Below are 13,562 nucleotides of genomic sequence, written 5' to 3'. Positions count from 1 at the left end.
CGAAGCGTAACCCGCCACTCATCCGAACCCGCGGATTACGGCTGCGCCTAATCCGCCCTACAATCGGTATCCTCAATCCAATGACCGAAGACGACCCGACCGACGAAATCTCCGACATCGAAGATCGGATCGAGCGGCTCGCCGAGATCGCCGAACGATGCCGGAAGTACATCCTGGCGTCCAAGATCGCGATCGGCGGCGGGGCGGCGCTGCTGCTGGTGACGATCCTCGGTGTGTTCGGCTTCGGTCAGACCGCAGCGCTGGGATCGATCGCACTGGTGCTGGGCGGGATCGTCTCGCTCGGCTCGAACGTCTCGACGTTGCGGCAGACGGACGAGGCCATCAGTGCGGCGGAGGCGCGGCGTTCAGCGTTGATCGGCAGCATTGATCTGAGGGTCGTCGCCGATGCTCCGCTGAAGCTGGTGTGACGGGTAGGGTGGATTAGCGACAGCGTAATCCACCAAGGTATGCGTCACCGGGATGGAGAAGTGGCGGATTACGCTAGCGCTAATCCGCCCTGTACCCTTGTGGGGTTCGTGGCGGCCTTCGGATGTAGACTGGCCGTCCGGGCCGATCCGCCGGGAGCAGCCTTGTCCACCTGTGCCTCGAGCACCGACGTAGGAACCGCGCCCCGGCGGAGCGACCGCGATCGAGATCCGGTAGGAGGTCGCGCCAAGAGCGCCGGTACAGGGACTGATCAGGATCGTGGTGGCCCGCCTTGCGAGCAAGGAGGTCTCAACAATGATCGAAGATGTACGCTGGTTCGTCGGGATCGACTGGGCAACGCGGAGCCATAGCGTTTGCCTGCTGGATGCCGCGGGAAGACAGGTTGCGCAGCACGAGTTCGACCATGGCGGCGCCGGGCTGACGGAGTTGCGTGACTGGCTGCTGGAGAAGACCAAGGCCGCACCGGGACAGATCGCCGTGGCGATCGAGATGCCGCACGGCCCGGTGGTGGAGATGCTGCTCGAGCACGGGTTTGCGGTGTTTGCCATCAATCCCAAGCAACTGGATCGCTTCCGCGATCGCTTCACGGTGGCCGGTGCCAAGGACGACCGCCGCGATGCTCATGTGCTCGGCGCCTCGCTGCGCACTGACCGTGCTGCTTTCCGTCGGCTTGTGGCAGACGATGCGGCGATGATTGAGCTACGGGAGTGGTCGCGCCTGGCGGACGAACTGCAGCAGGAACGCACGCGGCTTGCCAACCGCTTGCGTCAGCAGTTGTGGCGATATTATCCCCAGGCCACCAAGTTGACCGACGATGTCGCCGACGAATGGTTCCTGGCGCTTTGGCAGAAGGTGCCGACCCCCGCCAGTGCGGTCAAGGCCAGCGAGAAGGCCATCGCAGGTGTTCTCAGGGACTATCGTATCCGCCGTCTCAATGCGGCGACGGTGCTCGGGACTTTGCGCGAGGCACCGCTGTTCGTAGCCCCCGGCACGACGGAGGCAGCCTGCGCTCACATCCGCAGCCTGGCGGCACGTCTGCACCTGGTCAATCGGCAGATCAAAGAGGCTCATCAGAACCTGGACCGGCTATGTGCCGAGTTCGAAGGAGAGGAGAAGCCGTCGGGGCAGAGCTCGGAGCAGTGCGACGTGACGATCCTACGCTCCTGGCCAGGAATCGGCAGGATCAATCTCGCCACACTGCTCGCCGAGGCCGCAGAGCCCCTGCGCAGACGAGATTACCATGCTCTGCGCGCCTTGGCAGGGGCTGCGCCGGTGACGCGGCAAAGCGGCAAACAACGCTTCGTGATCCGCCGCCTCGCCTGCAACAGGCGGCTACAGAGCGCCGTCCATCACTGGTCGCGTGTCGCCATCCAACACGACGCTGCCAGCAGGCGACGGTATGATGCCTTGCGCAGAAAAGGACACGGTCACGCGCGGGCTCTGCGCAGCGTGGGAGATCGCTTGCTTTTTGCCCTGTGCACGACGCTCAAGCGACAGACCCCATACGATGCGGACCATAACGGCACAAAGAACTCCGCGAACGGGTGAGCCCCATTCCTTTGTTCGGCCGGGCGACCATTCCTTCGTCCCGACCTGCCGAGCGCCAGAGCGCCGCCCGCAGATGCTGTCCAGGATGCCGAAGGCACCGGCAAAGCCGGCGCGCAGCGTCCTGGACTGCATCGAGCACGGCGCTACCATATTGCCCTATAAGGACGTTCCCCTTGACCAAGGGTAGGAGGTCCTACGTATCTCCCCGGTCCGCCTCACGCGGCGGTCTTGAGCGTCAGCTCCGACAATTCGGCGCGGCATTCGGCGGCGTAGGCCTGGAGGCGCTCGGCGGTCTGCCGGTCGAGGATGGCCTTGGCCAGCCGCTCGGCGCGGGCGATCTGTCGCTTGAGATATTCGATGCGGACCATGCGTCACCTTTCGAATTGGGTCCTTCCGGTGGTGGCGACTCTACGCCCGGCACCGGATCGATTGTGTGAGGCGCATCACGCCCCGCGCGCCCGATCCGCGGCGGCAAAATGCGCCATCTGGTCGGCGTGCGCCTTGGTGAACGCCGGCCGGGCCGTGGCGCGCGTGGCGTAGGCGCGGCAGGCAGGATTGTCCGTCAGCCCTCCAAATCGATCGACGACGCGCAGCACGTCCGCCATCAGGATGTCGGCGACGGAGAAGGAGCCAGCCAGCCAGTCGCGGCCGGCCAGCACCGGCTCGAGACGCCTCAGCCGGAGCTTGAGGAAGTCGTCGACGAATTTCCACGCCGCCGTGTCGGTCGGATGTCCCATGAACTTTGACATCGTCCAGGGCAGGCTGGCCATCTCCACCGAATTGAGCGCCGCGAACACCCATTTCGTCGCTTCAGTGCGGCCGCGCGGATCTGTCGGCATCAGCTTGTCGCTGCGCTCGCCGAGATGCAGCAGGATCGCGCCGGTCTCGAAGATCGAGATGTCGCCGTCGGTCAGCCACGGCACCTGGCCGAACGGCTGGTGCGCGAGGTGCGCAGGCCCGCGATCGTCGAACGGGGTGCTGGCGACGCGATAGGGCAAGGCGGCCTCTTCGAGGGCCCAGCGCACGCGCAAGTCGCGCACGAGCCCACGCGGCGGTTCGGGAACCCAATTGAAGGTGGTCAGGATGAGGTCGGCCATTTGCTGTCTCCGTGTCCTGGTTCGACGCAAAGGACGAGCGAAGGGCGTCCATTCCGACACCAACATCAACTCTTTTTGTCGCGGGCGGCGGAAAGCGGTTAATCTCGCAGCAAACAATGGGAGGAAATTAGATGCCGGCAGCCTTCTTCGTCGTTCGCGCCATCGTCTCCGATGCCAGCAAGCGCGCTGCTTTCGACCGATGGTACGAGACGGAACATTTGCCCGACGCGGTGAAGGACTTCGGCGTAGCTAAGGCGTGGCGGTTCTGGAGCTTCGACGATCCCTCGCTGCACCAGGCGATGTATCAGTTCGAAGACGAGACCAAGCTGAATGCGATGCTGAAAGGTGATGCGCTGCGAAAGCTCGTCGCCGACTTCAACCGCGACTGGCCCGAGGTGAAGCGCTCGCGCGAGACGCTGGTGCTGGCGCAGGAATTTTCCCGGTAGGGCACACCGAATGTCCGCTCGCAGCGAATCTGAACACGCGATTCAGCCTTGGTTCATGTCGTGGCCGCGACACTTCCTCTGCATCACTTGCCAGGTAGCCTAGAGGAATTGCCATGGAGCGCCGGAACTTTTTGAAACTTGCTTTGGGATTGACGGCGGGCGCCGCCGCCTTCGCCGCGACTGCCGCGCAGGCCGCGCCGCTGTCACCGCAGCCGCTCGCTGATCCCGCCCGCACGCCGCAAGGCAATCCCGACGCTCATCCTGCCGTCACCACCAGCGAGGAAGCCGCCAAGCTGACGCCGGAGCAGGTTCACTGGCGTGGGCGTGGCCGCCACTGGGGCTGGCACCGCCGTCATTGGCGCCGGCATCGCCGGCGCTGGCACCGCCGCCATTACTGGTAAGCTCGCGACCATTCGCGGAGGAAACGGGGATCGCCGCTGGCGGTCCCCGTTTCAATTCGGGAAGCGCTCCGGTTCCGCTGCGGATGAATCATCAGCAACAAAAAATGGCCGCGCAGGCTTTCGCCGCGCGGCCATTTTCACGTCATGAAGGAGATCAGAACGGGCGGCAGCGGCCGGCGTACCAGCGGAAGCCGTAGGGGCACACGCGCGCACGAGGCACGACGACGACCGGCGCCGGGGCGACCACCACCGGGGCGGGGCGAACCACGACGGCGCCGCGCATCGGACGGCAGCCGCCGTAGGGGCCGCGATACCAGCCCGGGCCGCAACCGCCGGCGGCGCTGGCCACCTCGCTGAAACCGACGACAGCACTGGCGAGCATCAAGCCGGCAAACAGGTATTTCATTTGGTCTTCCTTCTTGTCCTTGAGGACCAGGCTTAGGGGAATGGCGCTTGCGGGCGCACAATGAATCAAGAGACACGATTCGACACGTTAAATCTGGGACGTGCCGAGACGTCGCGATCCAAACCTGCCAATCATGACCTGAATGCGGCATGAACGTTGGCAGCATTGGGTCTCGGACGACACGCTGCTGTCGCTAGCGGCCGCGAAGGTGACCGATGCCTGCCTCACTTGCCGAACAACGCAGCGAACTGCTTCTCGCCGGTGCGGGTGAAATTCACGACGCGGCTGCCGGGCGCGGGATCGCGCGCCGCCCATTTCAGCTCGGCAAAGCGCTGCATCATGGCAGCCCCCAACGTGCCGGCGAGGTGGTGACGCCGTTCGCTCCAGTCGAGGCAGGCCTTGCAGACCGGGCGGCGCGGGTGGCTGAGCATGTCGGGCGAGATCTGCAGGTGCCTTGCGAGAAAGCGCTCGCCCTCGGCCGTCAGCTCGATCTCCTGCTTCCTCTGCCTGACCAGATGCCGCTCGCGCAAGGAGTCCAGCATCTGCACGCCGAGATCGCCGGCGAGATGGTCGTAGCAGATCCGCGCGCGCCGGAGCGCAGGGTCCTTCGGCCCGGTGCGCACGCGCATATGGCCGGTGCGCGCCGCAAGCCCAGCCAGCCCCTCGAGCACGCCGGCGACGTCGTCGTCGGTGAGGCGGTAATAGCGATGGCGGCCCTGCTTCTCCGGCTCGATGAGGCCGCCGGCCTCGAGCTTCGACAGATGCGAGCTCGCGGTCTGCGGCGTGATGCCGGCCTCCTGCGCCAGCTCGCTCGCCGTGAGCGCGCGGCCGTTCATCAGCGCCGTGAGCATGTTGGCGCGGGCGGGGTCGCCGACCAGCGAGGCGACCATGGCGATGTCGGGTCCTGATTTCATGCTTCGATGGTAACCGAAGCATTGCCGTCGGGCAAGCCGGTAATCTTTCAACACGTCGTCATTGCGAGGAGCGTAGCGACGAAGCAATCCAGACTGTCCCCGCGGAGGGATTCCTGGATTGCTTCGCTGCGCTCGCAATGACGCCATGGAAACAGGAGCCCATCATGTCCGTCACCGTCTTCATCCGCTACCAGCTCGATCCGTTCAAGCGCGCCCAGTTCGAGGAATATGCGAAGCGCTGGCTCACCATCATCCCGAAATGCGGCGGCGACCTGATCGGCTATTTCATGCCGCACGAGGGCACCAACAACATCGCGTTCGGGCTGATCAGCTTCGAGAGCCTGGCCGCCTATGAAGCCTATCGTGCGCGGTTGCGGCAGGACTCCGAGGGCATGGCCAACTTCCACTTCGCCGAGGAACACAGATTCATCCTCGCCGAAGAACGCACCTTCCTGCGCAAGGTGGTATTGTAAGTCCACCAACAGCAGGAGACGCCCATGATCGCCGTGATCTTCGAGGTCTGGCCCAAGCCGGAACACCGCCAGGACTATTTCGACCTCGCGGCCGATCTGAAGCCGCTGCTGCAGACCATCGACGGCTTCATCTCGGTCGAGCGTTTCGAGAGCCTGACTGAGAAGGGCAAGATCCTGTCGGTGTCGTTCTGGCGCGACGAGGCAGCAGTCGCCGCCTGGCGGAACACCATGGAGCACCGCCGCACCCAGGCCAAAGGCAGGGCACAGATCTTCGCCGATTATCACCTGCGCATCGCCAGCGTGATCCGGGACTATGGCATGACCGACCGCGAGCAGGCCCCGAAGGACAGCCGCGCCGTGCACGGCGCGCACTGGCGGAGTTGAGAACGCACGCCTATCTCTGCGCGGCCAACAAGGGAGAGAAACATGCACGTGACGACCGCTGACAAGCGCGCGACGTTCAGGAAGATGCACGAGAGCGGCTGCTTCATTTTGCCCAATCCGGTCGATGTCGGCAGTGCGAAAGCCTTGCAGCATCTCGGTTTCAAGGCGATTGCGTCGTCGAGCGCGGGCTTTGCCTGGACCATCGGCAAGGCCGACAACCACGTCACCGTCGAGGACGTCTGTCAGCATCTGGCAGCATTGAGCTCGGCCGTCGACATCCCCGTGAACGCCGATTTCGAGGGCGGCTTTGCGGTCGAGCCCGACAAGGTCGCCGACAATGTCGAGCGCGGTGTGCGCACCGGCGTCGCCGGCCTGTCGATCGAGGATTCCACCGGCGACAAGGACAAGCCGCTCTACGACCGTGCGCTGGCCGTCCAGCGCATCAAGGCCTCGCGCAAGGCGATCGGCGACAGCGGCACGCTGCTGGTCGGCCGATGCGAGGCGTATCTCTGGGGCGTGACGGATCTCAAGCTCGTCATCGACCGGCTCACCGCCTATGCCGATGCCGGCGCCGACTGCCTCTATGCGCCGGGTCTGAAGAGCCGCGCGGACATCGCCGCAGTGGTGAAGGCTGTCGCACCAAAACCGTTCAATCTTCTGATCGGCGCGTCCGGCCTGTCGCTGCAGGAAGCCGAAGATCTCGGCGTGCGCCGCATCAGCGTCGGCGGCTCGCTGGCTCGCGCCGCCTGGGGCGGCTTCATGCGCGCGGCGAAGGAGATGGCGGAGAAGGGCACCTTCACCGAGCTCGGCGGCGGTTATCCCGGTGGCGAGCTCAACAAGATGTTCGGCTAGACATGATCCGGAAAAGTGTGAAGCGGTTTTCCGAAACGATCATGCTCAAACAAAGATCTAAAGCGCGATGACGATTCGTCCAAATCTCATCGCGCTTTAGACAAACGAAAAGCGGCGGGATGTTGGATCCCGCCGCTCTCGCGCTTTTACTGCGAAATGTTACTTCGCGCCGTCGGACGGAGCCGGCGTCGTCGGGGCCGGCCTGCTCGGCGCGGCACCGGTGGTCGTGCCCGGCTCAGTGTTGCTGCGTGGCGTCACGTCACGCATGCCGGGAGGTGCGGCCGGACTGGCCGGCGCGGTCTGCTGAGCGGTTCGCGATGCCGGCTCGTTGCTCGCCTGGTTGCCGGTGGTCGTGTTGTTCAAGCCGTAGAACACCGCGCCCAGCACCAGGGCGACGGCCACCGCGAACAGTGCGATCTTGCCGCTGGAGGCGGGACCTTCCCCGAGCTCGGGATCGGCCTGCAGGTCGGCATCCCGGCGCGCCGCGCGAGTATACTCATCGTCGGCGAGGTTCGGGCGGTACGGATCGTTGGGAAAACGGTCGTCAGCCATCGATTGGATCTCCTCGGGTTATGACCCCCGGACAACCCACAGCTGCGAGATTCTGTTCCGCGCCACCTGATGCTTTCGTCGCATATTGCCCCCATCCGGGGAATCGGGAACCTGTTCTGTCTGACCCCGGGCCTTGAGTTCCATATCGGGGAGGAGGAACACGGCGATGTGGAGCCTGCCGCCGACGGATAGCGTGCTGCATTTCCTGTCCCTTGTGGCGGTGGCCGCGCAGGGCATGACGGCTGCGCTTGCCGCCGGACGCCGCAGCATGGATTGGCTAGGGGTCTGCTTCCTCGGCTGCATCACCGCGCTTGGCGGCGGCACGTTGCGCGATCTCTTCCTCGGACATTATCCGCTGGCCTGGGTGCAGAGCCCCATCTATCTCGCGCTCGCCGGCGGCGCCGCCTTCCTCACCATCCTGTTTGCGCGTCTCGTGCACCGGCTGAAGGTCGCCTTCATCGTGCTCGATGCCATCGGTCTCGTCGTCTTCACCATGGCCGGCTGCGACGTGGCCTGGCAGATGGATGCGACACTGCCCATCGTCATCGTCTCCGGCATGGTGACGGGCTGCGCCGGTGGCGTGCTGCGCGACGTGCTCTGCAACGACGTGCCGCTGCTGTTTCGCTCCGAGCTCTACGCCAGCGTCTCGGTGGTGACGGGATTGTTCTATGCCACCGCGTTTGGTCTCAAGCTCAATGCGGAGCTCTGGACCATCCTGACCTTCGTCCTCGGCATCAGCTTCCGCCTGCTTGCGGTGCGCTACAAATGGGAGATGCCGAAGTTTGTCTTCACGGGGGATGAGGAGCGATAGCTCCATCCACGCCGTCATTGCGAGCGCAGCGAAGCAATCCAGAGTCCCTCCGCGGAAAGATGCTGGATTGCTTCGCTGCGCTCGCAATGACGGGGAGAGAGCTGACTACTTCTCCTTCCTTGCCTTCGCCACCTGCGCCGGCGTCACCAGCGGGCCCGCATTGCCCCAGGAATTGCGGATGTAGTTCGTCACCGCGGCGATCTCGGCGTCGGACAGCTGCTTGGCGTAAGCAGGCATCTCGCCAATGTTCGGCGCGCGCGGTGTCGTCACGGTGTGAGCACCGTCGAGGATGATGCGCAAGGTCGAGGACGGATTGACCGATTGCAGCAGCGCATTGCCCGGCAGCGGCGGATAGATGCGCGGGCTGCCGGTGCCGTCGGTCTCGTGGCAGGCGACGCAGAGCTTCGCATAGACGGCCTGTCCGGCCGTCATCTCGGCTTCCTCGGGCGGCGTCACGATCGTCTCGCGCCGCGCCGGCGGCAGGCTCTTCAGGTAAACCGCGATCGAACGCACATCGGCATCGCTCATCTTCGCCGTCGAGCCAACGATCACCTCGGCCATCGGTCCGCCGGCATGGCTCCTGGCGTTGCGGCCGCTCTGCAGATATTCGGCGATGTCTGCCTCGCTCCAGGATTTCAGCCCCGTGCGGGTGGCACCGTCGAGCCGCGGCGCGTACCAGCCGCCGACCTCATTGCCCGAGAGCGCCTGCGCCTGCTTGTCGGCGCCGAAATAGTTCTTCGGCGTATGGCAGGCGCCGCAATGGCCGAGCCCGGTGACGAGATAGCCGCCTCTGTTCCACGCCGCGCTCTGGCTCTGGTCCGGCTCGAACAGGCCGGGCTTGAAATACAGGGCGTTCCAGATCCGCATCAGGCCGCGATAGCCGAATGGCCAGCGCAGTTCCGGCGGCTTGTTGCGGCTGACGACGGGCGCAAGGCTGCCGAGATAGGCCCGGATCGCCAGCGTGTCGTCCTTCGTCATCTTCGTGAAGTAGGGGTAGGGGAACGCCGGGTAATAGTTCGAGCCGTCGGGCGCGATGCCATAGCGCAGGGCGCGGGTGAAATCGGCATCCGCCCAGGCGCCGATCCCGGTGTCGCGGTCGGGCGTCAGGTTCGGCGCGTAGATCGCGCCGAAGGGCGTGTCGATGCGTTTGCCGCCGGCAAACGGTTTGGCCGGATCGGCGGTGTGGCAGCCCGCGCAGTCGCCGGCTTCGACCAGCGCCTTGCCATAGGCGATCAGCTCCGGCGCCGGCTCGGCAATCGCCGCGCTGGCGACTGCACTGCACAACGCGATACCGGCCAGAATCGTCCGCATGCTCGGTCTCTCCTGCGACCAATCGACCCCACCCGCATGAACGCAGCGTCGATTCATTTCGCAACGACGGGGGTATGGTGACACAAATTGAAAATCGCCAACGTGTTTCAGGCCACGAAATTGCGATTTTTACCCGAGGCCTCCTTTGGTCCAGATTTGTGGTGCGGATCATGAAATATCCGACATAGAGTGGCGCAGATGGTCGGCGCGCCCTAGCTAAAAACAACGGGCAGGCAACGACTTAAGTCAGCAAGACCTGAACAGGGCGCAAACGAGGACAGCATGGGCATCAACCAGGGTCCGATCAGTCTCGATCAAAAGTACACGCAGCAGACCGGACCTGTCTTCACCACTGGCATCCAGGCCCTGGTCCGCTTGCCGATGGCCCAGATCCGGCGCGACCGCGCCAACGGCCTCAACACCGCGGGCTTCATCTCGGGCTATCGCGGCTCGCCGCTCGGGGGTTACGACCAGCAGCTGTTCGCCGCCCGCAAGCACCTCGAGCAGTACAACATCAAGTTCCAGCCGGGCGTGAACGAGGACCTCGCCGCGACCGCGGTGTGGGGCTCGCAGCAGCTCAACCTCTCGCCGGGCGCCAAATACGACGGCGTGGTCGGGATCTGGTACGGCAAGGGCCCGGGCGTCGACCGCTGCGGCGACGTGTTCCGCCACGGCAATGCCGCGGGCTCGGCCAAGAACGGCGGCGTGCTCTGCCTTGCCGGCGATGACCACGGCGCCAAATCCTCCACCGTCCCGCATCAGTCCGACCACGCCTTCATCTCGGCGCTGATGCCCTATCTCTATCCCTCGAGCATCCACGAGATGATCGAGATGGGCCTGCTCGGCATCGCGATGTCGCGCTATTCCGGCTGCTGGGTCGGCATGAAGGTGATCACGGAGACGGTGGAGACCACCGCCGAGATCGATCTCACCGACGAGATGAAGCCGTTCATCATCCCCACCGATTTCGAGCTGCCACCCGGCGGCCTCAACCTGCGCTGGCCCGACGACCGCTTCGAGCAGGATCGCCGCCTGCAGGACTACAAGGGCTTTGCCGCCATCGCCTTTGCCCGCGCCAACAAGGTCAACCGCGTCACCATGGATTCGCCGAATGCGCGTTTCGGCATCATGGCCTCGGGCAAGAGCTACGAGGACGTGCGCCAGGCGCTGCGCGAGCTCGGGATCACCGAGGAGGTCGCCGCTCGAATCGGCCTTCGCCTCTACAAGATCGGCATGCCCTGGCCGCTGGAGCCGGAGGGCGTGCGCAACTTCGCGGTCGGGCTCGAGGAGATCTTCATCGTCGAGGAGCGCCGCGAGATCGTCGAGAACCAGGTCAAGCAGGAGCTGTTCAACTGGCGCGACGACGTCCGGCCCCGCATCGTCGGCAAGATGGACGAGCACGACAAGCGTTTCCTGACCTTCGCCGCCGAGCTCAGCGTCGCCTCGCTCGCGACCTCGCTCACCGAGCGACTGCTTCGACTTGATCTCAACCCCGAGATCGCGGAGATGCTCCGCGCCAAGGCCGACTGGTTCAACGGCCGCCAGGCCACGCAAATGCAGGCTGTCGCGCCGGTCTCCCGCACTCCTTATTTCTGCTCCGGCTGCCCCCACAACACCTCGACGAAAGTCCCCGAAGGCAGCCGCGCCCTGGCCGGCATCGGCTGTCACTTCATGGCGCTGTGGATGGACCGCTCGACCGAGACGTTTACGCATATGGGCGGCGAGGGCGTGCCCTGGGTCGGCATCGCGCCCTTCACCAACGAGAACCACATTTTCGCCAATCTCGGCGACGGCACCTACTTCCACTCCGGCATTCTCGCCATCCGCCAGGCGATCGCCTCCAAGGCCAACATCACCTACAAGATCCTCTACAACGACGCGGTGGCCATGACTGGCGGCCAGCGTCATGACGGCGATCTCTCGCCGCAGAAGATCATGGCCCAGCTTCATGCCGAGGGCATCAGCGAAATTTATCTGGTCTCGGAAAATCCCGACGCTTACCCGGCAGACACCATCGCGCCCGGGGTGAAGAAGTATCACCGCGACGAGCTCGACAACGTCATGAAGATGTGCCGCGAATACAAGGGCACCTCCGCGATCGTGTTCGTGCAGACCTGCGCCGCCGAGAAGCGCCGTCGTCGCAAGCGCGGCCTGATGGAGGATCCGGCGCGCCGCGTCATGATCAATCCGGCCGTCTGCGAAGGCTGCGGCGATTGCTCGGTGCAGTCGAACTGCATCTCGGTCGAGCCGCTGGAGACCGAGTTCGGCCGCAAGCGCGCCATCAACCAGTCGTCCTGCAACAAGGACTATTCCTGCCTGAAGGGATTCTGTCCGTCCTTCGTCACCATCGACGGCGGCGCGCCGCGCCACCGCGCGCCTGCCGAGTTCGCCGAGATCGGCGCGCTGCCCGAGCCGGCCTCACGCCCGACGCTCGACAAGCCCTATAACATTGCCGTCGGCGGCGTCGGCGGCACCGGCGTGCTCACCATCGGCGCGCTGCTCGGCATGGCCGCCCATATCGAGGGCAAGGCCTCGATGATCCTCGACATGTCGGGCCTCGCGCAAAAGGGCGGGGCGGTGCTCAGCCATGTCCGTTTGTCCGATCATCCTGCCGAGGTGACCTGCTCGCGCATCGTCACCGGCACGGCCGATCTCGTGCTCGCCGCCGATGAAGTCGTCGCGGTCGCCAAGGACACGATCACCCTTTGTGACTCCACCCGCACCCGCGGCATCATCAACAGCCACGTCATTCCCACCGCCGACTTCGTCCTCAACCGCGATTTCAATTTCCAGACCCGCAAGCTGACCGGGCTGTTGGAAACCGCGCTGCACAAGGATTCAGCGTTCTTCGACTTCACCAAGCCTGCCGAGCAGCTGCTCGGCGATGCCATCGCCACCAACATGATGATGATGGGCTATGCCTATCAGAAGGGTCTGTTGCCCCTCTCCGCGGAAGCAATCGAGCAGGCCATCGAGGTCAATGGCGTCTCGATCAAGATGAACAAGGAAGCCTTCCGCCTCGGCCGTCTCGCAGTCGCCGATCCCCAGCGTCTTGCCGACATGCTGAAGGGCGCGGACGGGGTGATCGCGCCGAAGACGCTGGATGCCATGACGCTGGACGAAGTCATCGAGCATCGCGCCAAGCATCTGACCGCCTACCAGAACGCTCGTCTCGCCAAGCGCTTTCGCAAGCTGGTCGACCAGGTCCGCGATGCCGCCGCGAAGGGCGGCTATGGCGATGCGCTGCCGCGCGCAGTCGCGGTGAACTACGCCAAGCTGCTGGCCTACAAGGACGAATACGAGGTCGCACGCCTCTACACCGACGGCGCCTTTGAGCAGCAGCTCCGCGACCAGTTCGAGGGCGACTTCAAGTTCAATTTCAACCTCGCGCCGCCCATCCTGGCAAGCGGTGTCGATGCCTTGGGCCGTCCTAAGAAGCGCGCCTTCGGCCCGTGGATGCTGAACGTCTTCCGCGTCCTGGCCAAGTTCAAGTTCCTGCGCGGCACGCCGTTCGACATCTTCGGCCGCAGCGCCGACCGCAAGCTCGAGCGCGACCTCATCGCCGGCTATGAAAAGGACGTCGCCACCGTGCTCGGCCTGCTGTCGCCCGTCACGATCGACACCGCGGTCGAGCTGCTCTCGCTGCCCGACCGCATCCGCGGCTACGGCCCGGTGAAGGAGAAGGCCGTACACGACGCCAAGGCCCGCTACGCCCAGCTCGCCGCGGATTTGGCGAACCCGCCGCCGGCGCCACGGCAGATCGCGGCGGAGTAGGGCGGTCTCGTAGGACGGATTAGCGAAGCGTAATCCGCCACACCTATTGCCGTGGCGATCAATACGGCGGATTACGCCTTCGGCTAATCCGCCCTACGCCAGCGGACGACAATTCATCCGTTTGACAAGAGTTGTGGCGCCGCGAT

15 protein-coding genes are annotated in these 13,562 nt (G+C 64.8%); 9 read left to right on the top strand and 6 right to left on the bottom strand.

All coding sequences use genetic code 11. The features are described from left to right. Positions 1–80: 80 nt before the first annotated feature. Together AB7M16_RS05210 and AB7M16_RS05205 are read left to right on the top strand one after the other, a co-directional pair. Entirely contained in the window at positions 81–428 is a 348-nt protein-coding gene (locus AB7M16_RS05210; RefSeq protein ID WP_453943319.1) for a hypothetical protein, read from the top strand. 313 nt (positions 429–741) lie between these two features. Next, positions 742–1,995 carry an IS110 family RNA-guided transposase gene (locus tag AB7M16_RS05205; RefSeq protein WP_172789764.1) on the top strand — a complete coding sequence of 418 codons (1,254 nt, stop codon included), beginning with the start codon at positions 742–744 and terminating at the stop codon, positions 1,993–1,995. 215 nt (positions 1,996–2,210) lie between these two features. Here AB7M16_RS05205 and AB7M16_RS05200 read toward each other — a convergent pair whose 3' ends face one another. After that, on the bottom strand, positions 2,211–2,363 hold the full coding sequence (locus AB7M16_RS05200) for a hypothetical protein (protein WP_192859612.1): 153 nt from the start codon (positions 2,361–2,363) through the stop codon (positions 2,211–2,213). A gap of 75 nt (positions 2,364–2,438) precedes the next feature. After that, positions 2,439–3,092 carry a glutathione S-transferase family protein gene (locus tag AB7M16_RS05195; RefSeq protein WP_453943318.1) on the bottom strand — a complete coding sequence of 218 codons (654 nt, stop codon included), beginning with the start codon at positions 3,090–3,092 and terminating at the stop codon, positions 2,439–2,441. 131 nt (positions 3,093–3,223) lie between these two features. Here AB7M16_RS05195 and AB7M16_RS05190 point away from each other — a divergent pair, with 131 nt between their 5' ends. After that, positions 3,224–3,538, top strand: a complete 315-nt coding sequence (locus AB7M16_RS05190) for a hypothetical protein (RefSeq protein ID WP_453943317.1) — start codon at positions 3,224–3,226, stop codon at positions 3,536–3,538. Positions 3,539–3,651: 113 nt separating this feature from the next. Then, positions 3,652–3,939, top strand: coding sequence for a twin-arginine translocation (Tat) (locus tag AB7M16_RS05185; RefSeq protein WP_453943316.1), 288 nt, complete (start codon positions 3,652–3,654; stop codon positions 3,937–3,939). Positions 3,940–4,093: 154 nt separating this feature from the next. Here AB7M16_RS05185 and AB7M16_RS05180 read toward each other — a convergent pair whose 3' ends face one another. Together AB7M16_RS05180 and AB7M16_RS05175 are read right to left on the bottom strand one after the other, a co-directional pair. Further along, positions 4,094–4,345: a GCG_CRPN prefix-to-repeats domain-containing protein gene (locus AB7M16_RS05180; RefSeq protein WP_453943315.1), complete on the bottom strand. Its 252-nt coding sequence runs from the start codon at positions 4,343–4,345 to the stop codon at positions 4,094–4,096. A gap of 224 nt (positions 4,346–4,569) precedes the next feature. Next, positions 4,570–5,259: a metalloregulator ArsR/SmtB family transcription factor gene (locus tag AB7M16_RS05175; RefSeq protein ID WP_453943314.1), complete on the bottom strand. Its 690-nt coding sequence runs from the start codon at positions 5,257–5,259 to the stop codon at positions 4,570–4,572. Positions 5,260–5,423: 164 nt separating this feature from the next. Here AB7M16_RS05175 and AB7M16_RS05170 point away from each other — a divergent pair, with 164 nt between their 5' ends. The 3 genes from AB7M16_RS05170 to AB7M16_RS05160 are packed head-to-tail and all read left to right on the top strand — an operon-like array spanning position 5,424 to position 6,968. Then, positions 5,424–5,732: an NIPSNAP family protein gene (locus tag AB7M16_RS05170; RefSeq protein WP_453943313.1), complete on the top strand. Its 309-nt coding sequence runs from the start codon at positions 5,424–5,426 to the stop codon at positions 5,730–5,732. 24 nt (positions 5,733–5,756) lie between these two features. Next, positions 5,757–6,116 (top strand): antibiotic biosynthesis monooxygenase family protein, encoded by a 360-nt coding sequence (locus AB7M16_RS05165; RefSeq protein WP_453943312.1) that lies wholly within the window; start codon positions 5,757–5,759, stop codon positions 6,114–6,116. A gap of 42 nt (positions 6,117–6,158) precedes the next feature. Next, positions 6,159–6,968, top strand: coding sequence for an isocitrate lyase/PEP mutase family protein (locus tag AB7M16_RS05160; protein ID WP_453943311.1), 810 nt, complete (start codon positions 6,159–6,161; stop codon positions 6,966–6,968). 159 nt (positions 6,969–7,127) lie between these two features. Here AB7M16_RS05160 and AB7M16_RS05155 read toward each other — a convergent pair whose 3' ends face one another. Next, positions 7,128–7,520 carry a hypothetical protein gene (locus AB7M16_RS05155; RefSeq protein WP_172783229.1) on the bottom strand — a complete coding sequence of 131 codons (393 nt, stop codon included), beginning with the start codon at positions 7,518–7,520 and terminating at the stop codon, positions 7,128–7,130. 166 nt (positions 7,521–7,686) lie between these two features. Here AB7M16_RS05155 and AB7M16_RS05150 point away from each other — a divergent pair, with 166 nt between their 5' ends. Next, positions 7,687–8,331 carry a trimeric intracellular cation channel family protein gene (locus AB7M16_RS05150; protein WP_172783230.1) on the top strand — a complete coding sequence of 215 codons (645 nt, stop codon included), beginning with the start codon at positions 7,687–7,689 and terminating at the stop codon, positions 8,329–8,331. A gap of 105 nt (positions 8,332–8,436) precedes the next feature. On the opposite strand, the gene AB7M16_RS05145 is transcribed toward AB7M16_RS05150, so the two are convergent. Further along, on the bottom strand, positions 8,437–9,642 hold the full coding sequence (locus AB7M16_RS05145) for a cytochrome c (protein ID WP_453943310.1): 1,206 nt from the start codon (positions 9,640–9,642) through the stop codon (positions 8,437–8,439). Between the two features lie 282 nt (positions 9,643–9,924). Here AB7M16_RS05145 and AB7M16_RS05140 point away from each other — a divergent pair, with 282 nt between their 5' ends. Then, on the top strand, positions 9,925–13,416 hold the full coding sequence (locus AB7M16_RS05140; protein WP_453943309.1) for an indolepyruvate ferredoxin oxidoreductase family protein: 3,492 nt from the start codon (positions 9,925–9,927) through the stop codon (positions 13,414–13,416). Positions 13,417–13,562: the final 146 nt, after the last annotated feature.

Source organism: Bradyrhizobium sp. USDA 372, assembly GCF_053629095.1.
The sequence above is the reverse complement of the archived record's forward strand: the minus strand, read 5'-3'. Positions and strand labels throughout refer to the sequence as shown.